Here is a 20955-nt window from a genome sequence, read left to right as displayed (position 1 = left end):
AACCTACCCCGCGGGCTTCGTGGGACGCCCATCCGAGCGTGTCGTCAGGGAACGCGCACCACGGCGAAGGTCGTGCGCGAGCGCAGCGCGAATCCCAGACGCTCGTACGCCGCGATCGCTCCGACGTTAGTCGCGGCGGCGTGCATGAGTGCGCGGTCGCCGCGCTGCCGGATGTGGAACGCGGCATCCAGCACGAGCCGTGAGGCGAGTCCCTGCCGGCGGTACGCGTCGTCGGTGGAGACCGCGCTGATCTCGGTCCAGCCATCCGGCTGCAGGCGCTCGCCCGCCATCGCCACCAGCCGGCCTTCGCGCCGGAAGCCGATGTATCGCCCCAGCTCGTGGGTGCGCGGCAGGAAGGGGCCGGGCTGATTGCGTCCGACGAGGGCGAGCATCTCCGCAACGTCGTCCTCGCCGAGCAGCACGGCTTCCGGGTCTGGAACCGGGCGGAGTGCAGCGGTCTCGACCAGCTGCACTCCCTCACCGCGACCCACTTCCACCCAGCCATCGGGGAAGTCGGGCAGGGCGCCGGACACCCCGATCTCCGCGCCGTGTCCGACCAGGCCGATCAGCGCGTCCCAGATCCCCGGGTCATCCCATGTCCGCACCGCGACGAACGGCGCGACATCGGACCGGTAGCGGCGCACCAGGCCGTTTCCCTCGGCGAAGCGCGCGTGCGGACCGGACAACGCGTGCCAGGCGGCGTTGTCCAGCACGATGGCATCGTGGTGAGGGGAAAGGACGTCTGTCATCTGGCCTGCTCCGATTGCGCTGCGGCCCGGCGGTGGCGCATGGATTCGGCGACCGCTCACAGGGGCCACATGGGCAACGACGGCGAGGGATGCTTCATTCCGCGTACCGCGATACGGAATCGGATCGGGCCGCCGACCTCGGCTCGGGATCAGCCGGACGGGTTGTCCAGCGGGCGGCCCTTCTCGTCGGTCGTGTCCGGCTTTTCCGGTGCGCCACCTGACGCGGTGTCCGCCTCTTCGTCGTCCCCTGGCGTGCCCTGTGTATTCGCTTTGTCCTCAGTCATGGCACCATTCCACGCTCTCGCGCCGATTTCCGCCATGGGTTGACAACAGTCAGCCGGTCGCCGTCCACGAGCGCCGACGGGACGGACCACAGCACTCCACGGGGCTCGCCGACGCGCGACAGCGGTCAGGAGATGCCCTACTCGGTAGGCCCGTTGCCTGGGTGTTGACGAAAGCCCGACGAGTGAGCCGTCGACAGGTCGCCGTTCTCGAGCATTGTGCGTGTCAGTGCGCGCCGTACCTTTCCGGTTGAGGTCCGCGGCAGTGAACCTTCCGTGACGAACGCGACCCCCAAAGACGGAAGGGAGATGTTCTTGACCAGCGCGTCGCGCACCCGGCCGGCGAGCTTGTCGATCGAGTGGCCCGACTGGGCAAGCGTCTCTTCGTTGTACTCGAGCACGGTTCCCACGGCTGAGGGATGACCGTCGAGTTCGAAGGCGGCGCCGAACCCGACGGCGGGTGAGACCAGGCGCGCCGCGGCCTCGATGTCTTGCGGATAGAGGTTACGGCCGCGCACGTTGATCACCTCTTTGAGACGACCCGTGACGAACAGCTCGCCGTCGAGGATCGCGGCAAGGTCCCCTGTGCGCATGAACGCCTCCTCCGAGCCGGGGAGCTGCTGTCCGAACGTCTCGGCCGTCGCATCCGGGCGGCGGAAATACCCGGGTGACACCATCGGCGACGCGACCCAGATCTCGCCTATGGTCCCGTCGGGTACGGGCATCAGCGTATGGGGATCGACGATGACAACGGTCGTGTCCTTGATGGGGCGTCCGCAGGACACCGCCTCGACGCTTCCCGGACCCTCGGCGGGGATGAGTTCTCCCGACTCGATAGCGGCGCGGTCGAAGCGGCGCACGACCATTGCCTCTCCGGGGTATTTCCCGGCGTAGGCGGTGGCCTCGGTCATCCCCATGGTCGGTGCGATCATGTCGCCGCGGATGCCGGCGGGCGCGAACCGGTCGAGGAATGCTCGCACGGTGTCCGCGCGTACCGGCTCGCTGCCCGTGAACATCACTTTGAGGCTGGACAGATCAAGTTCGGCGAGCTGCTGGTCAGTGACCATCTGCGTGACGAGGGCGAAGGCGAAGTTCCCCGCGGCCGTCGCTGTGCCTTGATGTCGGCTGATCATCTGCAGCCAGACGACGGGCCGGCGCTGGAACTGCTCGATCGAGGTGACCACCGCTTTCGTGCCGTTCGCCCCAGGGATGATGACCTGCGCCAAGAGCCCCATGATGTGGTGCATCGGTGCCCACCCGACAAGCGTCCCCTCACGGTCGAGCCCCCAGAGTTCGGCCACCGCGTCGGCGAAGCCGCTCACCGTGCCATGGGTGGAGATGACGCCCTTCGGGTCGCCAGTGGACCCCGAGGTGAATACCAGATACGCGATCGAGTCCGCGTTGATCGCGGGTGGCGTCCACTGTTCCGGGTCGCCGTCGGCGAGCAGATCAGCGAGCAGCACGGCGGGCACCCCGAGGCTGTCGTCTCCGTCGCCGAGGCGATCGATGACGCCGCCGTCGCTGAGGAAGACCGATGCCCCGGCCGCGCGGGCGATATCGCCGATCCGCTGCCCGAGCTCTGATCCGGTGCCGAATCCGGCGACCGGTGCGGGAACGAATGCGAGACCGGCGTAAAGCACACCCCATGCGGCATCCGCCCAGTCGAGCCCGCTGGTCAGGCCGATCGTGACGGTTTGACCCACGCGGTAGCCGCGCTTCACGAGAGCGTCGGCAATCGCACGAGCGCGGAGATCAAGGTCCCCATAACCCCGGTACGTGGACGATTGCGGGGTGTCGTAGTACAGGATCCCGTTCGCGTTCCCGAGCTCGCGAGCATTGATCCGCAGGCTGTCGATCAGAGTGGTGCGTTCTTCCGGCATGTCATACGTCCTTCGTGTCATCTTGCCCGGCGCACAGGCGCACAGGCGAACGGCCCCTGGCCCGCCCCTCCTGCCGATGACTGGCCACGGCGTGTTCTCATAGGTGGCTGTTCGAACTCAAGCGGTCCCGGCAGACCGTCCCGCACGGCGGCACGAAATCTGGCGGTTCAGAAATCATGCGAGGAACGCATGCGGACCGCAACACAAGCGACTTCTTCCACGCCACCGCCGATACCGCCCGACCGCTTTCCACAGCAGGCAGTACAACCAGGGCTGTGCAATGGCGCGACGCTCAGGGGCGGCTTGGCGCCCGGTGATCCCGAAGTCATGCGGCACTACCCCGCGCCGAAGAGCCGCGAACAGGCAGCGGCATGGATCGTGACGCTTGCCACGATGAAGCCGGAACGTAATGGACGAAGTCGCGATCGGCACGGGGGTGTCCCTCTTGACACTGTCCCCGCCACATAGTGTCCACTAGCTGAGCTAGCTTCTCGCTCGGCATTACGACCTGCGGCACCGCAGAGAATGGAATCTTGTGATTCACGCTCAGTCCCTGACCAAGCGCTACGGACCGAAGACCGCCGTCGACGGCATCGACTTCTCGGTCGCTCCGGGACGAGTAACCGGTTTCCTCGGCCCGAACGGGGCGGGCAAGTCGACGACGATGCGCATGATCGTCGGGCTCGATCGCCCCACCTCCGGCACGGTAACGATCAACGGGCGGCCCTACGAAGACCACCGGTCGCCGCTGCACGAGGTGGGAGTGCTCCTCGACGCGCGGGCCGTGCACCCAGGGCGCACCGCCCGCGACCATCTGCTCGCCATGGCGGCGACGCACCGCATCGGAACGAAGCGCGTCGGCGAGGTCATCCGCCTCGCCGGTCTCGACTCGGTGGCGCGGAAGCGCGTACGCGGCTTCTCGCTCGGAATGGGACAGCGCCTCGGGCTCGCCACCGCACTGCTCGGCGACCCCGCCACGCTTATCCTCGACGAACCGGTCAACGGGCTCGACCCCGAGGGCGTCATTTGGGTGCGCCGACTCGTCCGCACCCTCGCCACGGAAGGGAGGACGGTCTTGCTCTCGTCGCACCTGATGAGCGAGATGGCGCAGACCGCGGAGCATCTGATCGTGCTCGGGCGCGGAAGGGTGCTCGCTGATGCACCCGTCAGCGAGATCCTCGCGAAGGCGTCGAGGGACTCCGTGCTGGTGCGTGCGAGCGATGCCGACCGTCTCGGCGCGCTGCTCGCCGCGCAGGGCGCCGGCGTCACCAGCGCCGAGACGGACCTCCTCTCGGTCACCCGGGTCGCCGCGGCGCGCATCGCGGAGATCGCGGCCGGAGCGGGCGTCATCGTCTACGAGCTCACGCCCGTGACGAGGTCTCTCGAAGAGGCGTACATGGAACTCACTCGCGATGAGGTCGAGTACACGACCCCCCAGACCCCTTCGGAGGGCACCCGATGAGCGCGACCACCACTCCGGTCTTCGCGGCCACAGGGCAGAACCTCAGCATCGGAGGGATCATCCACTCCGAGTGGATCAAGCTCCGCAGCATCCGATCGACCTGGTGGATTTACGCCGCCATCGTCGCGATCACCGTCGGTGTGGGAGCTCAGATGTCCTCCTCGATGAGTTTCGCCTGGTTCGACGGAGAGGTCGCACAGACAGGCCAGCAGTACGCCGGCGTGAGTGTCATCAATCTCAGCACCGATATCAACGTTCTTATCGTGGGCGTGTTGGGCGTTCTGGTGATTGCCGGCGAATACAGCAGCGGGATGATCAGGTCCACCCTCACGGCTGTACCGCGTCGGGTTCCCGCGTTGCTTGCCAAAGCGTTGGTGTTCGCCGTCGTCACCTTCCTTATCGGTGCAATGGCGGTGGCCGTCACGATCCCGATCTCCATCCCGCTGCTCGCCGGGAACGGCATCGACATCCGCTTCGACGACCCGCACTACTGGCGTGCCATGATCGGCAGCATCGGCTACCTCGTGATGGTCGGGCTCATGGCCTTCGCGATCGGCGCGTTCCTGCGCAACATCGCGAGCGGCATCGCCACGGCACTCGGACTCGTGTTCGTCGTACCGCTCGGGCTCGGCCTCGTGGCCGGTGGTGCCGCGTCGCAGGTCTGGTTGCACAACCTCGTCGCGCTGCTCCCGTTCAACCTGGGCCGAGCCCTCACCAGCCACCCGGGTTACGCCGAGTTCGTTGCACCGGGCTCACCGCTCAACCGAGCCGAGGGTCTCTGGGTCCTCGAACCGTGGCAGGGGGCTCTCGGCCTCGTGGTCTGGGTCGTCGTGCTGTTCAGCGTGGCGATCGTGACGCTCAAGCGTCGCGATGCGTGAGCGATTGCATGACGAGTCCGAGGATGAGGACCGTTGCTGAATCAGCGCACGTACCCGCTCTGCCGGTCATGCGCAGCCTACCTGTGCAGAACTAGAGCAGAGCCAGCCGTAGGTCCCGACCGAAAGGGCATTCCAGCTCCATCTGCGGCGGCCCCAGGTCGATGAGCGGTCAGTCGTCAGAAACGATCGCTATTTAGACAAAGCAACCGTACCGGCGCGAAAAAACACGGACTCACGGGCGAACGAGTAACCGGGACCGTGAGAATCCTCCGCGGCACCCGATCAGTTTGATCCGCAATTGACGATCCTCCTGCGTGCGGCCTCGAGAGGTCAGCGACGGACGTGAACTCCCTGCCATCAAACAAGGTCGGCGCCGGTGCATGATCGTTTGGTCGGCGAATCGTGGATGAATGCGGTCGGCCAACCCGCTCCCGAAGGGCACGGATGGGTGGTGCTGGTCGGCGTGGATTCGTGGCGCGCCGCACTATTCGCGCGTACCGATCTTGGGAGGATGCTTCCGCTGCCTGCACTGATCGGGCGGTCCCTTCCACCGATGGGTCGGGGGACGTACGGTGTGCGCATGGGATTCGAGGGCGCAGCGGTCGATTACGACCGCTTCATGGGTCGCTATTCCGAGCTGTTGAGCTCCCCATTTTCGGATTTTGCGGGTGTCCAGCAGGGTCAGCGCGTGCTCGATGTGGGGTGCGGGCCCGGGGCGCTGACAGCTGAGCTCGTCGCTCGACTGGGAGCGGCGGCCGTCACCGGAGTCGAGCCCTCAGTCTCGTACTCAGCGGCGGCGCGGGAGCGCTTTCCGGGAGCACGGATCGAGATGGCGGCTGCGGGCGATCTTCCCTTCGAAGATGCCGAGTTCGACGTCGCGTTGGCGCAACTGGTGGTCCACTTCATGAGCGACCCGGTGCACGACCTTCGGGAAGTGGCGCGGGTGGTCCGCCCCGGCGGCGTGGTTGCAGCGTGCGTATGGGACCACGCCGGGGGTACCAGTCCGCTTAGTCAATTCTGGGAGGTGCTCAGCACGGTCGATCCGGACGCGCCGTCCGAATCCGAGCGCCCGGGTACTCGACGGGGACAGCTCGGCCGCTACCTGGCTGCGGCCGGGCTCCGTGAGATCGCCGAGACCGTGTTGACGGTGCGCGTGCTTCATCCGACCTTCGAAGACTGGTGGCAACCCTACGAGCGCGGCGTGGGTCCGGTCGGGGCGTACATCGCGTCGCTTGACGACGCGGGACGGCTGCGATTGCAACACACGCTTCGGTCCGAGATGCCGCCCGCCCCGTTCGAAGTCACGGGGTCAGCGTGGACAGCGCGGGGGACTGTGCCCGCGTAGCCGTAGAGGCGCAACTCAGGATGCCCTGCAGGCGGGACCCTGGATTCTCTGGAGAGCGCAGATCCCGTCCTCCCGAGGGTCAACGGCGTAACCACGGAGGTGCAATTGCCGATCCGCTCGTGCGACAGGCGGTGATTCGCAGCCGTTGCTGCGGTCGCGTCCGAACTCTTCGTTGAGGACCTTGTCTGAGGCCATCACTGCGTATGCGTCGAGGTTCTGATCTGCGAGGATTCTCTGCGCTGTACTCTCGGAGCAGCCGACGAAGAGGCTTCGCGCGTAGATGTCGTGTCCGACGAGCCAGCGAAGATCCGAGGGCCACCAGTACATCGGCACGCGGCCAGTCGCCGTGGTCGGCAGGAGCGGAGCGTGGTCCTCATCGACCAGGTTGCCTGTGTAGAGCACCATTTCACGGTGATACGGGGAGAACTCGACGGTTGGTTCTTGTATCTCCGTGGCGTACCCGGCCCATGAGGCGAAGTAGTGCGTGCTCCGATCCGGTTGCAGTGCCTCGATGAGGTGCTGAACGAGACTGACTGCCGGGTTTCCCATTTCGGGTTCCTTCCAGAACGCAATTTGGTTGCTGGCTTCGAATTCGGGCCACTGCATCCAGGCGTGAGGCTTGAACCCGTTTCTGCTCACGGTCTCGGTCCAGGAGATGGTGGACCCGTCTCTGAGTTCAATCGGGTTGAGAATGCGAACATACGATTCGTAGCCGGGTGGGATCACCGATGCGACCCTGTCTCCCCGCGGGTCGAGCAAGTTGGCGACGGCCTCAGCAGGACGCATGTCGACTTCGTGACGCAATGGGGGCATGTACGGAGACCACGCAGACAGGTGCGTCCGAAGGGCGGTCCCTCAGAACGACGCTCACCGCTCGCGCCGGTCATGCATCCGCCGGCGTGGGTATCGTGCAGTTCATGGAGCAGATTCCGCCGCACCGACGGGTGATCCGGTTGTTCCCGGAATACTCCCGCGACTACCCGCTCTGGGAGGACTCAACGCCCACGTGGGACGTCGGTTACACGACGACGCCGGCCACGTACGGACTGAGTCAGGAACTCGGCGAGGATCTAGCCGGCTGGCAAGCGTTCTTCGAGGAACACGCCAACCCGTTCCAAGGGTGGGACACCGACGCGAACCTGCAGAAGTGGCTGCGCGACGGAGAGTGGATAGCGCTTCGCCTACAGGACGAGGTTCAATCGTTTGCCGACGTACAACGCGAGTTCGGACCCTGGCGTGACAGATTGTGATCTGACGAAGTAGTGGCCCGGTTGCCGGTCGACCAACGCGACAACTCGATCCGCACAAAACCGCGTGATGGCAAGGAGAAAAGCGGGATGTGCGGGAGATTCGCCCTGAACGCCAAGACCGACGAACTCATTCGCGACTTCGTCGTCGAGGGCGGCGACTTCCGCGAATGGACGCCCAGGTACTCGGTCGCGCCCACCCAGACTGAGCGGCAGCCACGCGAAGACGCCTGGGGCCTGGCGGCGGATGTAGCCGGCACGCACGAGCCATCGGTGCGAGGCGACCTCGGCGTCAGGCGGGTCTTCGCGCAGGGTGCGGAGGAAGTGATGCGAGAGACGGGTGACCACGAGGGACGAGTCTAGATGGGAGGAGTGCTGCCCCCGCCTCGACCGGTTACATCGCAGCGAGCACGGCGGCGGCGATCGGCGAGCCGGCCGTACTGTCGTCGAGCATGCTGATTCCCACGATGACAAGGTTGACGCCGTCGGTGGCGACCGTTTTCGCGTAATGCCCTTCCCACAGGTCGTCGTCGCGGACCTCGGCAGCCTCGACCGCTCCCTCCACCTCGACGGTCGTCGCGCCCTCGGACGCGGCGATCTGCGAGAAGTACTTCCCGCCACCCGGGATGACCCGAATCGAGATGCCGACCCCGTGGAGCCCACTCCCAGGCGGGTTTCCTGTGAACTGGCACCAGCTGACTCCACCCACTCGCTCCGGCAGAGACCAAGGCGTCCGCGAGTTGGCGTCATGCAGCGGGGTGTAACTGATCGACTGCCACCCGGTCACCGCGAGCAGATCCACATTTTGCTCGAGCTGCTCGCACGATGTCGTCGGCCACCAATCGGCCGTGCGGGGTTCCGATCGCGGTGCGGCGAACTTGCCGGCGCGTGACACAGCGGTCTCCCACAGATCTCGGCCGACGGTCTCTTCGACTGCAGGGCTGATGCTCATGTACAGCCAGGTGTCCCCCGAAGCGCCGCTGATCGTGCAGTTGTTTTCCTCGCCCCCGCAGAGGGCCGGCGCCGCTTGGATGTCAACGGGCACGAGTGACGCGGGATAAGAGATCAGCCGGACCGTCGGGCTCGCGTATCCATTCGGGTCGGTCCAGGTGCAGACCAGCCCTCCCAATAGGCCCTCCGCTCCGGATCGCCACGCAGGCTCGTGGAGGACCATGTCTACGCCGATGGCGGCTGCGACCTCCTCGGGTCTTAGAGAGTTGGCGCAATCGCCGCCGAACGCTGTGCCGGCCTCGGCGGGCACCGGCGGCGGCGTAGCCGTCGGCGTCGGAGTTGCGGTAGGCGTCGGGGTCACCGTCACCGTCACCGTCGGCGAAGGAGTCGGCGTGGTCGCGGTCGTGTCGGTTCCGAAGATCGCCGCGGTCGTGATCGCGGCGCCCGTCACGGCGCCGACCAGCACCAGCGCGAGCGTGGCTGCGACGAACTGATTGCGGTGTGCACCCGCAGGCTTGATTCGCTGGGTGCCGGCGAGGACCAGGTCCCGCATCTCCGCGTGCTCCCGCGGGGAGAGACCGTCGTCGTTCATGCCCATGATGCCTCCATCGCCTTCATCTCGTCGCGCAGCTTCGCCTTCGCCCGCGCGAGTCGTGATTTGACCGTCCCCACGGGGATGCCGAGGGTTTCCGCGGTCGCCCGCTCCGGATATCCCTCCAGCACAGTGAGGACGATGACGCTCTGCTCCCGTGCCGGGAGCCTCTTCAACGCGGCCAGAACGCCGCTCTCATCGGAAGCGCGTGGTGCCGCTGCGTGATCGCCGATCGGCGAGTGGGCGATCAGTGCCCGGTAGCGACGACCGGACCGCTCGAGGTTGCGCGCCGAATGCGACACGGTGTTCAGCAGCCACGGCAGCGGCGACCCATCGACCAAGCGCACGGAGGCGCGTTTGCGCCACAGCTCGAAGAAGGCGATGGTGACGGCATCCTTCGCGTCTTCTCGCGTGGTGAGCAGACGGCAAGCGTGGCGGAACAGTCGGGCCTCGTGTCGATCGAAGAGGGCACCGAGCGCGGATTCATCGCCCGCGCGCACCCGCACCCACAACTCCGCATCAGCATCGCTCATACCCTGTAGTGTCCGTGATCGCACGGATGGTTCCTAACTGGCAGCAGAATCTCCCCGACTGCTCTCGCGAGAAGGCAGAAGTGTCGGGAGACACGCCGCGGAAGCCATACAGACCCGCCTTCTCACGCAGAGTGGAGTAGGCATGGCGGAGACTGGGAACACCGACCGCCGACCCGAGGACGACGTGCTATGAAGCTTGCCGAGTTCCCCGCTACCCGCTCACGTTCGGACCGAGTCCGCTCCAGCACCTGAAACGAACTACCCAGCACCTGAGGGCGCGCAGGTCTAGGCCAAGCGCGATGACGTCTCGAGTGGTCTCGCGTACGGCGGAAACAAGGTGCGCAAGCTCGGGTACATCGTCCCCGATGTGCTCGCATCGGGCGCCGACACCCTCGTCTCGATCGGCGGGTACCAGTCCAACCACACGCGCCGGGTCCGGCGGTCGCGGCACACCCTGGGCCCGAAGGCGCGTCTCGTGCAGGAGAAGTGGGTGCCGTGGGACGACCCGAGCAACGACAGGGTCGGCAACATCCTCCTCTCCCGCATGATGGGCGCCGACTCCCGGCTGGATGACGCGGGGTTCGACATCGGCGTCGCGACTCGTCGAAGTCCGCGCTCGCAGAGGTCGAGGCATCCGGCGGCACGCCTTACCCGATACCCACCGGCGCGTCCGAGCACCCGCTCGGCGGGCTGGGGTTCGCGAACTGGGCCTTCGAGCTCGCCGAGTAGGAGAAGGCGCTCGGCATCACGTTCGACACGACCATCGTGTGCACTGTCACCGGGTCGACGCATGCGGGGATGCTCGCGGGTTTCGCCGCGCTCCAGGACCTCACGGGCATCAGGCGGCGGGTGCTGGGCATCGACGCATCCGCCACTCTGGACAAGACCACTGCCCAGATCACCCGCATCGCCCGTCACACCGCCGCGCTCATCGAGCTGGGGCCGCGACCTGCGCGATGACGAGCTCCCAGGTGCTCGAGGGCTGGGCGGGCGAGCTGTACGGCCTGCCCATCGAGTCGACCATGGAGGCGATGGCGCTCGGCGCGCAGCTCGAGATCTACGGTCCGTCGCGCTCGCACGTACCCGATCACCGGTCGGTCACTGCGACAGCTATGTCTGATTGTCGCCGCGACACGCGTGCGCTTGCGGCTGTCGTTGAAAGGTGTCCGAAAGACCCGCCCGCATGGATTGTCGCAGTCGGGTGCGTCAAACGGACGCCCGAACGTCCGACTCGCGGACATACGACTCCCCGGTAGTGGAACTGAGGATGCACTCTGATGCATTCGCAGCAACGAGTGCCGTGCGTGCGACGTTGCGCAGTGACGGTGAGTGGCCTGTCTTGATCGCTCCGCGGACGACCGGAGGATGAACGCACTGCGAACGCAACTCACCATTCGCGGGGGCCGCTGGGGGGCCGCGTCCGGTTTCCTGAGAGCGGGGCACAGCTCGCGTCCCCAGTGTTTTCTGGGTGGGCCCTGCCGGGATCGAACCGACGACATCCACGGTGTAAACGTGGCGCTCTACCAGCTGAGCTAAAGGCCCTCGCGGCAAGTCTAGAACGTGGCGACCAGGACGCCTGCGCCCACACAGGACTCGCTAGGCTGACAGTCGGTGCGTTTGTGTCTGCTGAACAAAGCCTGCGCCGCATCACCTGCGATTACCTGGCACGATCTGCCAGACGACGAAAGGTCTTCCGTGACTGTTCACGACCAGGATCCCTACTCCCAAGGCGCCCTCGACAGCGATCCCGACGAGACCGCCGAATGGCAGGAGTCGCTCGAGCAGCTCGTCGCCGCGAAAGGCCACGGCCGGGCGCGCGAGATCATGCTCAGCCTGCTGAAGCGCTCGAAGGATCTGCATCTGGGTGTGCCGATGGTCCCCACCACGGACTACATCAATACGATCGCTCCCGAGAACGAGCCCGACTTCCCCGGTGACGAGGAGATCGAGCGTCGCTACCGGGCCTGGATCCGCTGGAACGCCGCGGTCACGGTCCACCGCGCCCAGCGACCGGGGATCGGCGTCGGCGGACACATCTCGACGTACGCGTCTTCGGCCGCGCTCTACGAGGTGGGCTTCAACCACTTCTTCCGCGGCGCCGACCATCCCTCCGGTGGCGATCAGATCTTCGTTCAGGGCCACGCGTCCCCGGGCACCTACGCGCGCGCATTCCTGGAGGGACGCCTCACCGAGGCGCAGCTGGACGGCTTCCGCCAGGAGAAGTCGGCGGCCCCCAACGGCATCCCGTCCTATCCTCACCCCCGGCTCATGCCGGAGTTCTGGCAATTCCCGACCGTGTCGATGGGCCTGGGCCCCATCAACGCGATCTACCAGGCGATGACGAACAAGTACCTCACGAACCGGGGCATCAAAGACGTCGGGGAATCCCACGTCTGGGCGTTCCTCGGCGACGGCGAAATGGACGAGGTCGAAAGCCGCGGGCAGCTGCAGGTCGCCGCGAACGAGGGCCTGGACAATCTGACCTTCGTCATCAACGCCAACCTGCAGCGCCTGGACGGCCCGGTGCGCGGCAACGGAAAGATCATCCAGGAGCTGGAGAGCTTCTTCCGCGGCGCCGGGTGGAATGTCATCAAGGTCGTGTGGGGCCGCGAATGGGACGATCTCCTGGCCCGCGACACCGATGGCGCGCTGCTGAACCTGATGAACATCACCCCGGACGGCGATTACCAGACCTTCAAGAGCGAGAACGGCGCGTACGTGCGCGAGAACTTCTTCGGCCGGGATGAGCGGGCGCTCGCGCTGGTCAAGGACTACACCGACGACCAGGTCTGGGGACTCAAGCGCGGCGGTCACGACTACCGCAAGGTGTACGCGGCGTACAAGGCTGCCGTTGAGCACAAGGGGCAGCCCACCGTGATCATCGCCAAGACGATCAAGGGCTATGGGCTCGGGCCCCACTTCGAAGGGCGCAACGCGACGCACCAGATGAAGAAGATGACACTCGACGATCTGAAGCACTTCCGCGACGGCATGCACATCCCGATCTCGGATGCTCAGCTCGAGGAGAACCCGTATCTGCCGCCGTACTACAACCCCGGTCAGCAGGACGAGACGATCCAGTACCTCATGGAGCGTCGGCGCGCGCTGGGCGGCTTCGTGCCCGAGCGCCGTTCGACCCATGTCGGGCTGACGCTTCCCGGCGATTCCGCGTACGCACAGCCGAAGAAGGGCTCCGGCACCCAGGAGATCGCCACGACCATGGCGTTCGTCCGCCTGCTGAAGGACCTGCTGCGGGCCAAGGACTTCGGCCACCGCATCGTGCCGATCATTCCCGACGAGGCGCGCACGTTCGGCATGGATGCCTTCTTCCCGACGGCGAAGATCTACAACCCGAACGGGCAGAACTACACCTCCGTCGACCGTGAGCTGCTGCTCGCGTACAAGGAGAGCCCGCAGGGGCAGATCCTGCACGTCGGCATCAACGAGGCCGGTGCGGTTGCCGCGTTCACGGGAGTGGGCACCTCCTACTCCACTCACGGCGAACCCCTGATCCCGGTTTACATCTTCTATTCGATGTTCGGATTCCAGCGCACCGGCGACGCCCAGTGGGCTGCCGGCGACCAGATGGCACGCGGCTTCGTCATCGGCGCGACGGCCGGTCGGACCACGCTGACCGGTGAGGGGCTGCAGCACGCCGACGGTCACTCGCACCTGCTCGCCTCGACGAACCCGGCGACCGTGTCGTACGACCCCGCCTACGGCTACGAGATCGCCCATATCGTCCGCGCGGGCCTGGACCGCATGTACGGCGGCGCACACCCCGACCCGAACGTGATGTACTACCTGACCGTCTACAACGAGCCGCTTCTGCAGCCCGCCGAGCCGGCGGATGTGGACGTGGACGGCATCGTCCGCGGCATCCACCGAATCTCCGTGGGCGAGGGTGACGGCCCGCGCGCGCAGCTTCTGGCGTCCGGCGTCGGAGTCCCGTGGGCCCTGGAGGCGCAGCAGTTGCTCAAGAACGACTGGGGCGTGATCGCCGACGTCTGGTCCGTCACCTCGTGGACCGAGTTGCGCCGGGACGGCCTGGCCGCCGACGAGCACAACTTCCTGCACCCGCAAGAGGAGCCGCGCACCGCGTACATCACCGAGAAGCTGCGCGACACGCCCGGTCCCGTCGTCGCCGTGAGCGACTACATGCACGCCGTGCAGGACCAGATCCGTCCGTGGGTTCAGCACCGGTTCGCAACGCTCGGCGCCGACGGTTTCGGGTTCTCGGACACGCGTGCGGCGGCTCGCCGGTTCTTCAAGATCGACGGACCGTCCGTGGTGGTGCGGACCCTGCAGTCGCTGGCGCAGGACGGCGCGGTCGACGCGTCGCTCGCCGCCCAGGCGATCGAGAAGTACCGGCTGCACGACGTGACCGCCGGCACCAGCGGCAACGCGGGCGGCGAGAGCTGACCCAGGGATGGCATCTCGTCCGGCACAGATGGACAAGACCGAGACGCTCGCATGGCTGCGTCGCATCTCGGGCGATCTGGCGACGGCGACGAACCGGCGGCTGGAGGAGACCCTCCCCTGGTACGCGGAGATGCCGCCGGCGCGCCGATCGGCCGTCGGGCTGGTCGCGCAGGCGGGCATCTCGTCATTCATCCAGTGGTACGACGACCCGGACTCGACACCCTGGATCGCCGCGGACATCTTCGCTGCCGCCCCCCGCGAACTGCTGCGCAGTGTGAGCCTCACCCAGACTCTGCAGCTCATCCGCGTCACCGTCGAGGTCACCGAGCAGCGTGTCGCGGGCAAGGGCAACGACCTTCGCGAAGGCATCCTCCTGTACTCGCGTGAGGTGGCGTTCGCCGCGGCAGACGTCTACGCCCGCGCTGCAGAGGCTCGAGGGCTGTGGGATGCGCGCCTGGAGGCGCTGGTCGTCGATTCGATCCTGACCGGCGAGGCGGACGAGGAGCTGCCGAGCCGCATCGCCGCACTGGGCTGGCACGGCCATGGGGAGGTTGCGGTGCTGGTGGGCACCACTCCCCCGCAGTTCGACGTCGACCAGCTGCGCCGGACCGCGCGCAAGCTCGGAGTCGACGTGCTCATCGGCGTGCAGGGATCGCGCCTCGTGCTGGTCCTGGGCCGCGCCGAGCTGCCCGGGCGCCCGGAGGACGAACCCGAATTGCCCTTCCCCGAGATCGCCAAGCGGCTCGAGCCCGGCTTCGGGCCGGGATACCTGGTCCTCGGGCCGGCGGTGCCCGCCCTCGTCGATGCGAGCCAGAGCGCACGGGCCGCACTCGCCGGTTTCGCAGTCGCGCGGGCGTGGCGCAATGCGCCCCGCCCGGTCGAGGCGGATGACCTGCTGCCGGAGCGGGCGCTGGCCGGCGACCCGCTGGCCAAGCAGACGCTGGTCGAGCGCATCTACCGCCCGCTGCAGGCGCACAGCGCCGACCTGGTCACCACGTTGTGGAGCTACCTGGACAACGGGCGTTCGCTGGAAGCCACCGCCCGCGAGCTGTTCGTCCACCCCAACACGGTCCGCTACCGTCTCAAGCGCGTATCGGATGTCATCGGCTGGGACGCGACCGGGCCGCGCGAGGCGCTCATCCTGCAGACGGCCCTCATCCTGGGCTCGATCGGAACGGACACCACCCGCCGACGCGTCCCCTCTCTCCGACGAGTAACCGGATGAGGCTGTACGCCACTCACAAAGGTCGCGTCGATTCTTGTGACGAGATCGCCAGAGGCGTCTGTTCGATACTTGGCAGGATGGAACAGTGATCATCGCCGCCTTTCCCGGGCAGGGCTCCCAGACACCGGGGTTCCTCACACCGTGGCTTCAGCTCGACGGCGCTGCCGATCGTCTGGCCGAGTACTCCGAGTGGGCCGGGGTGGATCTGACCGCCGCCGGGACGGAGTGGGACGCTGAGCGCATCCGCGACACCCAGGTCGCGCAGCCTCTCATCGTCGCCGCCAGCCTGCTGTCGTGGGGCGCGGTGGCAGACCGCGACGGCTTCGCGGGCGTCGCCGGTCACTCCGTGGGCGAGTTCGCCGCCGCGGCGGCCGCCGGGGTGTTGAGCGAAGAGGATGCGCTGCGCCTCGTGGGGATCCGCGGACGGGCGATGGCCGAGGCCGCCTCGGCCGAGCAGACCGGAATGAGCGCGATCATCGGCGGCGACCAGGATGCCATCGTCGCGCGGCTGGACGAGCTGGACCTGACTCCCGCGAACTACAACGGCGCCGGCCAGCTCGTCGCCGCGGGGTCACTGCCCGCCCTGCAGGCTCTGGCCGCCGACCCGCCGGCCGGGACCCGGGTCATTCCGCTGCAGGTCGCGGGCGCCTTCCACACCCGCTATATGGCCCCCGCCGTGGACGCACTCCGTCAGGCCGCCGGCGCGATCACCCCCGCGGACCCTGACCGGAGGATCTGGTCGAACCGGGACGGGGCGAGCATCGGCTCCGGCGCAGAGTTCGTCGACCTGCTGGTCGACCAGGTCGCCTCGCCGGTGCGGTGGGATCTGTGCATGGCGGCCTTCGCCGCCGACGATGTCACCGGAATCGTGGAGCTCTCCCCAGCCGGAACCCTCATCGGCCTGGCCAAGCGTGCGCTGCGAGGCGTGCCGGGTGTCGCCGTCAAGACGCCCGACGACCTTTCCGCCGCACAGGCGCTGCTCCGCAGCGTCGCAGCATGAACGGCACCGACGCATGACCGGAGACTCCGCATGACACGCACGCTCACCCAGCCGACCGGGCCGGCGCACACGCGCATCTACTCCTACGGCGCCGCCCGCGGGGAGCTCTCGGTGCCCAACGACGACCTGATCGGGCCGATCGATTCCAGCGATGAGTGGATCCGTCAGCGCACCGGCATCATCACGCGCACCCGCGCCGTGCCCGAGACGACCGCCATCGAGCTGGCGACGGATGCCGCGGCCGAAGCCGTCGCCCGCTCCGGCGTGGATCCGCAGCAGATCGACGCGGTCATCGTCGCCACGGTCAGCAACCCGAAGCAGACTCCCTCCGTCTCGGCGATCGTGGCCGACCGGATCGGAGCGAACCCGGCCGCCGCCTACGACATCAATGCCGCCTGTGCGGGATTCGCGTACGGCGTCACCCAGGCCGACGCGCTGATCCGCGGCGGCGCGGCGAACTACGTGGTCGTGGTCGGCGCCGAGAAGCTGAGCGACATCGTCGACCCGGCCGATCGCAGCATCTCCTTCCTGCTCGGCGACGGCGCCGGCGCCGTCGTGATCGGGCCCAGTGAGACCCCGGGCATCGGCCCCACCGTGTGGGGCTCGGACGGCTCGCGCGCCGATGCGGTCGGAATGAACCACACGCTCAACGAGTTCCGCTACGGCCAAGCACCGTGGCCGACCCTCCGCCAAGAGGGTCCTGCGGTCTTCCGCTGGGCCGTGTGGGACATGGTGAAGGTCGCGCGTCAGGCTCTCGCCGCGGCCGGGGTCGAAGCATCCGATCTGGCTGCGTTCGTGCCCCACCAGGCCAACATGCGCATCATCGACGAGTTCGCCAAGCAGCTCAAGCTGCCCGAAGGCGTCGTCATCGGTCGCGACATCGAGACGACCGGCAACACCTCGGCCGCCTCCATCCCCCTCGCCACGCACCGCCTGCTCGAAGAGCACCCCGAACTGAGCGGGGGTCTCGTTCTGCAGATCGGGTTCGGTGCCGGACTCGTCTTCGGCGCGCAGGTCGTCGTCCTGCCCTGAGGCAGACGGGACCCGACCCTAGACTGAACAGGCCCCGACGGGGCACCGCCGAAGAACAGGAGAAACAATGGCATTCAGCAACGACGAAGTCCTCGCCGGACTCGCCGAGCTCATCACCGACGAGACGGGGATCTCGACAGACGAGGTAGCCCTCGAGAAGTCCTTCACGGATGACCTCGACATCGACTCGATCTCGATGATGACGATCGTCGTCAATGCCGAGGAGAAGTTCGGCGTCACGATCCCCGACGACGAGGTAAAGAACCTCAAGACCGTCGGCGACGCCGTCACCTTCATCACGTCGAACCAGGCGTGAGCGCAACCGGTGGGGGCCGCGTGCCCCCACCGGCACATCAGCCGTGGGCTGTCGGCCCTGACTGCAAGGAACAAGGACTCACCTACATGACCACGTCACGCATCGTCGTCACCGGGATCGGAGCGTCGTCTCCGATCGGAGGGACCGCTCCGGAGAGCTGGTCCGCCCTGATGAGCGGCGCCTCGGGTGCGCGCACCCTCGACTACGAATGGGTGTCTCAGTACGAGCTGCCCGTGACCTTCGCCGCAGAGGCGCTGGTTCGTCCCGAGACGGTGCTCGAACGCCCAGAAGCCAAGCGCCTGGATCCCGCCGCGCAGTTCGCGCTCGTCGCGGCACGTGAGGCCTGGGCGGACGCCGGCAGTCCGGATGTCGAACCGGAACGGTTCGGAGTCGACTTCGCCACCGGCATCGGCGGCGTCTGGACACTGCTGGATGCGTGGGACACTCTGCGCGAGAAGGGCCCTCGGCGCGTGATGCCGATGACCGTCCCGATGCTGATGCCGAATGCGGCGGCGGCGGCGGTGTCGATGCATCTGAACGCCCGAGCGTATGCACGCACCGTCGCGTCGGCCTGCGCGTCGAGCACGGAGTCGATCGTCAATGCTCTCGAGCATCTGCGGCTCGGTCTGGCCGACATCGTGATCGCAGGAGGCACGGAGTCCGCGATCCACCCGATCACCGTTGCCTCCTTCGCGTCCATGCAGGCGCTGTCCCGGCGCAACGACGATCCTGGGCACGCCTCACGCCCGTACAGCGTCGACCGTGACGGCTTCGTCATGGGCGAAGGTGCCGCCGCCGTCGTCCTGGAGACCGAGGAGCACGCACGAGCGCGCGGGGCGAAGATCTACGCCGTCGTGGCGGGCGGCGGCATCACCGCCGACTCGTACCACATCACCGCGCCGGAGCCGGAGGGTCTGGGGGCATCCCGGGCGGTCCGCCTCGCGCTCGAGGCGGCCGGTGCGTCGGTGGACGACGTCACGCACATCAACGCGCACGCCACCTCGACCCCGACCGGCGACATCGCGGAGTACCGGGCGCTGCTGAGCGTCTTCGGCGATCGGGTGCACGAGATCCCGGTGTCGGCGACCAAGGCCTCGACCGGCCACCTGCTCGGTGGAACGGGTGCGCTGGAGGCGATCTTCACGATCCTGGCGCTTCGCGACGGGCAAGCCCCCCCGACGATCAACCTGACCACGCAGGACCCCGACATCCCGCTGCGCGTCTCCGGCTCGCCGATCCCGCTCGGTGACGGTCCCCAGCTGGCCATCAGCAATTCGTTCGGCTTCGGCGGGCACAACGCCGTCGTGGCTTTCGCATCGGTCTGATCCGCCGCACGACAGACGCCCCCGCGAACGACGCGGGGGCGTCTGTCGTTTCAGGCGGCGATTCGCGGTCTCGGCATCCGGGATTGTCGGCCTCCGACTGCCGGTAGTGGCGCCTCGATCCGCCTGAAGCCTCTTCGGGTCTAGCTCACCTTGTGCAGCCAGACCACGGATGCGTCATCGCTCGCGTGGCGGAACGGCTCCAGCTCCGCGTCCCACGCCGCACCGAGGGCGACCTGCAGCTCCTGGTGCAGCTCAACGGGGTCGCCGGCGGCCAGCTCCATGGCGTAGCGGATGCGGTCCTCGCCGACCACCACATTGCCGGCAGTGTCGGTCTGCGCGTAGTGGATGCCGAGGCCGGGAGTGTGCAGCCACCTGCCGCCGTCGCTGCGCGGGGTGGGATCCTCGCTCACCTCGAACCGCAGATGCTCCCATCCCCGGATCGCCGTTGCCAGGGCGGCACCGGTTCCGGCCGGCCCCTCCCAGTAGAACTCCGCGCGGCGGCTGCCCGAGAGCACAGGCTGTTCCGCCCAGTCGAAGCTGACCGGATGGCCGAGGGCGCGACCGACAGCCCACTCGAGGTGGGGGCACAATGCACGTGGCGCGGAGTGAATGAAGATCACTCCACGCGCCTTGGTCGTCGCCATGATCTCTCCGTTTCGTCAGGTGCGTCTTCCCCTACGACCTGATCCGGAGCGTTCGTGGCTGTGCGGTTGTGCTTGCCATTATCGCCTACCGCCAGCGCGAATGACAAGACTGTCATTCAGCGATTCGCGATGTGGTGACCGCACCGATCGAGAAGGCCGTGGCCCCGACCGATCGGTCGGGGCCACGGCCGCTGCAGGTCCGGCGATCAGGCCTCGCTCATCGCAGTCACTTCGGCCTGTCCCTTGGCCGCATAGTACGCGGCGCGGGCGGCCAGCCGGCGGGCCTGCTCGGCCTGTCCGGCGTCCAGCACGTCCTGAGGCACCTCGACGTTCGGGACGCGCGCCTGGCCGTGGTACTTCTCGATGTACGCGTCCAGCTCGGGGCCGGACGTCCAGGACGTGATCAGGCAGTATCGCGCCTCGTCGCCCGTGTGGGTCGCTGCGTGCCACAGACGCTGCGTGTCGACGATCAGCTGGGCGCCGGCCGGGAGCGCGATGCGGTGCTCGACACTGGGATCGGTGCGGTTCTCGCGCAGGACGAAGTAGCTGTCCTTGTCATCGGTGAGGTTGAAGAATCCCCGCACGACCCAGCCGGTACCGTCCGGGTTCAGACGGTTGTTGTCATCCTGGTGCAGGTTGTAGAGGCAATCCGCGTAGGTGTTCGGCTGCAGCTCGATGACACGGCACCGCCCGACGTTCGCACCGGGCTCCTGAGCGCGGCGGGTCAGGTTCGGGGCCTTCTCGACCTGCGAGGGGATCCACACGCCGTCCTTGTCCGTGCGCGGCGGCTTGTGATTCCAGAATCCGTTGCACTCGATGTCGCCGGCGAAGCTGGCCAGCGGCGCGAAGCGGGTGTCCCCGGAAGACTTCCAGTCGTTGTACTCGAGATCGAGCCACTCCTTGGGATCCAACTCCTGGTTGTAGCGATCGAGGACGACATAGCCGGTCTCTTCCAGAGCGGCGGATTTGATGTAACCCATGATGAGGATCATGCCTTTCGTAGGGGGCCAGCACGTTTTAACAGGCCCGACTTAGGCAAGCCTACATCGGGGTCCCGAGGGCTCCCCGAACGC

The 20955-nt window shown here is 67.2% G+C and carries 19 protein-coding genes, 1 tRNA gene and 1 pseudogene; 12 read left to right on the top strand and 9 right to left on the bottom strand.

The window, feature by feature from the left end:
- Positions 1 to 44: 44 nt before the first annotated feature.
- The 3 genes from QNO12_RS07995 to QNO12_RS07985 all read right to left on the bottom strand — a co-directional run bounded on the left by QNO12_RS07995 (position 45) and on the right by QNO12_RS07985 (position 2910).
- Positions 45 to 749 carry a GNAT family N-acetyltransferase gene (locus QNO12_RS07995; RefSeq protein WP_257503857.1) on the bottom strand — a complete coding sequence of 235 codons (705 nt, stop codon included), beginning with the start codon at positions 747 to 749 and terminating at the stop codon, positions 45 to 47.
- Between the two features lie 149 nt (positions 750 to 898).
- The gene (locus tag QNO12_RS07990; protein WP_257503858.1) at positions 899 to 1033 is read right to left on the bottom strand and encodes a hypothetical protein; all 135 of its coding nucleotides are present in this window, start codon (positions 1031 to 1033) and stop codon (positions 899 to 901) included.
- A gap of 137 nt (positions 1034 to 1170) precedes the next feature.
- Entirely contained in the window at positions 1171 to 2910 is a 1740-nt protein-coding gene (locus tag QNO12_RS07985; protein WP_257503859.1) for an AMP-binding protein, read from the bottom strand.
- Positions 2911 to 3445: 535 nt separating this feature from the next.
- Between QNO12_RS07985 and QNO12_RS07980 the strand changes: the two genes are divergently transcribed.
- From QNO12_RS07980 to QNO12_RS07970, 3 genes are all read left to right on the top strand, one after another.
- Complete coding sequence (locus tag QNO12_RS07980) at positions 3446 to 4372, top strand: ABC transporter ATP-binding protein (RefSeq protein ID WP_257503860.1); 927 nt, start codon at positions 3446 to 3448, stop codon at positions 4370 to 4372.
- Positions 4369 to 5250, top strand: coding sequence for an ABC transporter permease subunit (locus tag QNO12_RS07975; RefSeq protein WP_257503861.1), 882 nt, complete (start codon positions 4369 to 4371; stop codon positions 5248 to 5250). Before QNO12_RS07980 ends, QNO12_RS07975 begins: the two co-directional genes overlap by 4 nt.
- Positions 5251 to 5656: 406 nt before the next feature.
- Positions 5657 to 6595 carry a class I SAM-dependent methyltransferase gene (locus tag QNO12_RS07970; RefSeq protein WP_285178376.1) on the top strand — a complete coding sequence of 313 codons (939 nt, stop codon included), beginning with the start codon at positions 5657 to 5659 and terminating at the stop codon, positions 6593 to 6595.
- Between the two features lie 15 nt (positions 6596 to 6610).
- Here the strand turns inward: QNO12_RS07970 and QNO12_RS07965 are convergent, their stop codons facing one another.
- Positions 6611 to 7381 (bottom strand): hypothetical protein, encoded by a 771-nt coding sequence (locus QNO12_RS07965; RefSeq protein ID WP_257503863.1) that lies wholly within the window; start codon positions 7379 to 7381, stop codon positions 6611 to 6613.
- Positions 7382 to 7512: 131 nt separating this feature from the next.
- Between QNO12_RS07965 and QNO12_RS07960 the strand changes: the two genes are divergently transcribed.
- Together QNO12_RS07960 and QNO12_RS07955 are read left to right on the top strand one after the other, a co-directional pair.
- On the top strand, positions 7513 to 7845 hold the full coding sequence (locus QNO12_RS07960) for an immunity protein CdiI family protein (protein WP_257503864.1): 333 nt from the start codon (positions 7513 to 7515) through the stop codon (positions 7843 to 7845).
- 87 nt (positions 7846 to 7932) lie between these two features.
- On the top strand, positions 7933 to 8205 hold the full coding sequence (locus QNO12_RS07955) for an SOS response-associated peptidase family protein (protein WP_257503881.1): 273 nt from the start codon (positions 7933 to 7935) through the stop codon (positions 8203 to 8205).
- 31 nt (positions 8206 to 8236) lie between these two features.
- On the opposite strand, the gene QNO12_RS07950 is transcribed toward QNO12_RS07955, so the two are convergent.
- Both QNO12_RS07950 and QNO12_RS07945 read right to left on the bottom strand, forming a co-directional pair.
- Positions 8237 to 9391, bottom strand: a complete 1155-nt coding sequence (locus QNO12_RS07950; RefSeq protein ID WP_285178375.1) for a hypothetical protein — start codon at positions 9389 to 9391, stop codon at positions 8237 to 8239.
- Positions 9382 to 9918, bottom strand: coding sequence for an RNA polymerase sigma factor (locus tag QNO12_RS07945; protein WP_257503866.1), 537 nt, complete (start codon positions 9916 to 9918; stop codon positions 9382 to 9384). The genes QNO12_RS07950 and QNO12_RS07945 overlap by 10 nt, the downstream gene beginning before the upstream one ends.
- Positions 9919 to 10070: 152 nt before the next feature.
- On the opposite strand from QNO12_RS07945, the pseudogene QNO12_RS07940 reads away from it, so the two are divergent.
- A pseudogene (locus QNO12_RS07940) lies at positions 10071 to 10973 on the top strand (pyridoxal-phosphate dependent enzyme); the annotation flags it as partial.
- A gap of 414 nt (positions 10974 to 11387) precedes the next feature.
- Here the strand turns inward: QNO12_RS07940 and QNO12_RS07935 are convergent.
- Positions 11388 to 11460, bottom strand: a tRNA-Val gene (locus QNO12_RS07935).
- 153 nt (positions 11461 to 11613) lie between these two features.
- Here QNO12_RS07935 and aceE point away from each other — a divergent pair.
- From aceE to QNO12_RS07905, 6 genes are all read left to right on the top strand, one after another.
- A complete protein-coding gene (gene aceE / locus QNO12_RS07930) occupies positions 11614 to 14340 on the top strand; it encodes a pyruvate dehydrogenase (acetyl-transferring), homodimeric type (RefSeq protein WP_257503867.1) in 2727 nt (908 codons plus the stop codon).
- Positions 14341 to 14347: 7 nt separating this feature from the next.
- Positions 14348 to 15565, top strand: coding sequence for a PucR family transcriptional regulator (locus tag QNO12_RS07925; protein ID WP_257503868.1), 1218 nt, complete (start codon positions 14348 to 14350; stop codon positions 15563 to 15565).
- Positions 15566 to 15650: 85 nt separating this feature from the next.
- Positions 15651 to 16565, top strand: a complete 915-nt coding sequence (locus tag QNO12_RS07920; RefSeq protein ID WP_257503869.1) for an ACP S-malonyltransferase — start codon at positions 15651 to 15653, stop codon at positions 16563 to 16565.
- A 30-nt stretch (positions 16566 to 16595) separates the two neighbouring features.
- Positions 16596 to 17597: a beta-ketoacyl-ACP synthase III gene (locus QNO12_RS07915; protein WP_257503870.1), complete on the top strand. Its 1002-nt coding sequence runs from the start codon at positions 16596 to 16598 to the stop codon at positions 17595 to 17597.
- A gap of 67 nt (positions 17598 to 17664) precedes the next feature.
- Positions 17665 to 17913 (top strand): acyl carrier protein, encoded by a 249-nt coding sequence (locus QNO12_RS07910; protein ID WP_257503871.1) that lies wholly within the window; start codon positions 17665 to 17667, stop codon positions 17911 to 17913.
- Positions 17914 to 17999: 86 nt separating this feature from the next.
- The gene (locus tag QNO12_RS07905; protein ID WP_257503872.1) at positions 18000 to 19238 is read left to right on the top strand and encodes a beta-ketoacyl-[acyl-carrier-protein] synthase family protein; all 1239 of its coding nucleotides are present in this window, start codon (positions 18000 to 18002) and stop codon (positions 19236 to 19238) included.
- Between the two features lie 140 nt (positions 19239 to 19378).
- Here the strand turns inward: QNO12_RS07905 and QNO12_RS07900 are convergent, their stop codons facing one another.
- Both QNO12_RS07900 and QNO12_RS07895 read right to left on the bottom strand, forming a co-directional pair.
- On the bottom strand, positions 19379 to 19882 hold the full coding sequence (locus QNO12_RS07900) for a DUF3145 domain-containing protein (RefSeq protein ID WP_257503873.1): 504 nt from the start codon (positions 19880 to 19882) through the stop codon (positions 19379 to 19381).
- Positions 19883 to 20088: 206 nt separating this feature from the next.
- Positions 20089 to 20862 (bottom strand): hypothetical protein, encoded by a 774-nt coding sequence (locus QNO12_RS07895; RefSeq protein ID WP_257503882.1) that lies wholly within the window; start codon positions 20860 to 20862, stop codon positions 20089 to 20091.
- Between the last annotated feature and the right edge of the window lie 93 nt (positions 20863 to 20955).

Origin of the sequence: Microbacterium sp. zg-B185 (genome assembly GCF_030246885.1) — a bacterium.
Taxonomy (GTDB): Bacteria; Actinomycetota; Actinomycetes; order Actinomycetales; family Microbacteriaceae; genus Microbacterium.
The sequence above is the reverse complement of the archived record's forward strand: the minus strand, read 5'-3'. Positions and strand labels throughout refer to the sequence as shown.

Bases quoted from the DNA above. Each gene is read 5' to 3' on its own strand.
- QNO12_RS07950 (WP_285178375.1), bottom strand. From the start codon at position 9,391: ATGGGCATGAACGACGACGGTCTCTCCCCGCGGGAGCACGCGGAGATG.
- QNO12_RS07990 (WP_257503858.1), bottom strand. From the start codon at position 1,033: ATGACTGAGGACAAAGCGAATACACAGGGCACGCCAGGGGACGACGAA.
- QNO12_RS07915 (WP_257503870.1), top strand. From the start codon at position 16,596: ATGACACGCACGCTCACCCAGCCGACCGGGCCGGCGCACACGCGCATC.
- QNO12_RS07900 (WP_257503873.1), bottom strand. From the start codon at position 19,882: ATGGCGACGACCAAGGCGCGTGGAGTGATCTTCATTCACTCCGCGCCA.
- QNO12_RS07910 (WP_257503871.1), top strand. From the start codon at position 17,665: ATGGCATTCAGCAACGACGAAGTCCTCGCCGGACTCGCCGAGCTCATC.
- QNO12_RS07925 (WP_257503868.1), top strand. From the start codon at position 14,348: ATGGCATCTCGTCCGGCACAGATGGACAAGACCGAGACGCTCGCATGG.
- QNO12_RS07905 (WP_257503872.1), top strand. From the start codon at position 18,000: ATGACCACGTCACGCATCGTCGTCACCGGGATCGGAGCGTCGTCTCCG.
- QNO12_RS07895 (WP_257503882.1), bottom strand. From the start codon at position 20,862: ATGGGTTACATCAAATCCGCCGCTCTGGAAGAGACCGGCTATGTCGTC.
- QNO12_RS07965 (WP_257503863.1), bottom strand. From the start codon at position 7,381: ATGCGTCCTGCTGAGGCCGTCGCCAACTTGCTCGACCCGCGGGGAGAC.
- QNO12_RS07995 (WP_257503857.1), bottom strand. From the start codon at position 749: ATGACAGACGTCCTTTCCCCTCACCACGATGCCATCGTGCTGGACAAC.
- QNO12_RS07960 (WP_257503864.1), top strand. From the start codon at position 7,513: ATGGAGCAGATTCCGCCGCACCGACGGGTGATCCGGTTGTTCCCGGAA.
- QNO12_RS07985 (WP_257503859.1), bottom strand. From the start codon at position 2,910: ATGCCGGAAGAACGCACCACTCTGATCGACAGCCTGCGGATCAATGCT.
- QNO12_RS07975 (WP_257503861.1), top strand. From the start codon at position 4,369: ATGAGCGCGACCACCACTCCGGTCTTCGCGGCCACAGGGCAGAACCTC.
- QNO12_RS07945 (WP_257503866.1), bottom strand. From the start codon at position 9,918: ATGAGCGATGCTGATGCGGAGTTGTGGGTGCGGGTGCGCGCGGGCGAT.
- QNO12_RS07955 (WP_257503881.1), top strand. From the start codon at position 7,933: ATGTGCGGGAGATTCGCCCTGAACGCCAAGACCGACGAACTCATTCGC.
- QNO12_RS07970 (WP_285178376.1), top strand. From the start codon at position 5,657: ATGAATGCGGTCGGCCAACCCGCTCCCGAAGGGCACGGATGGGTGGTG.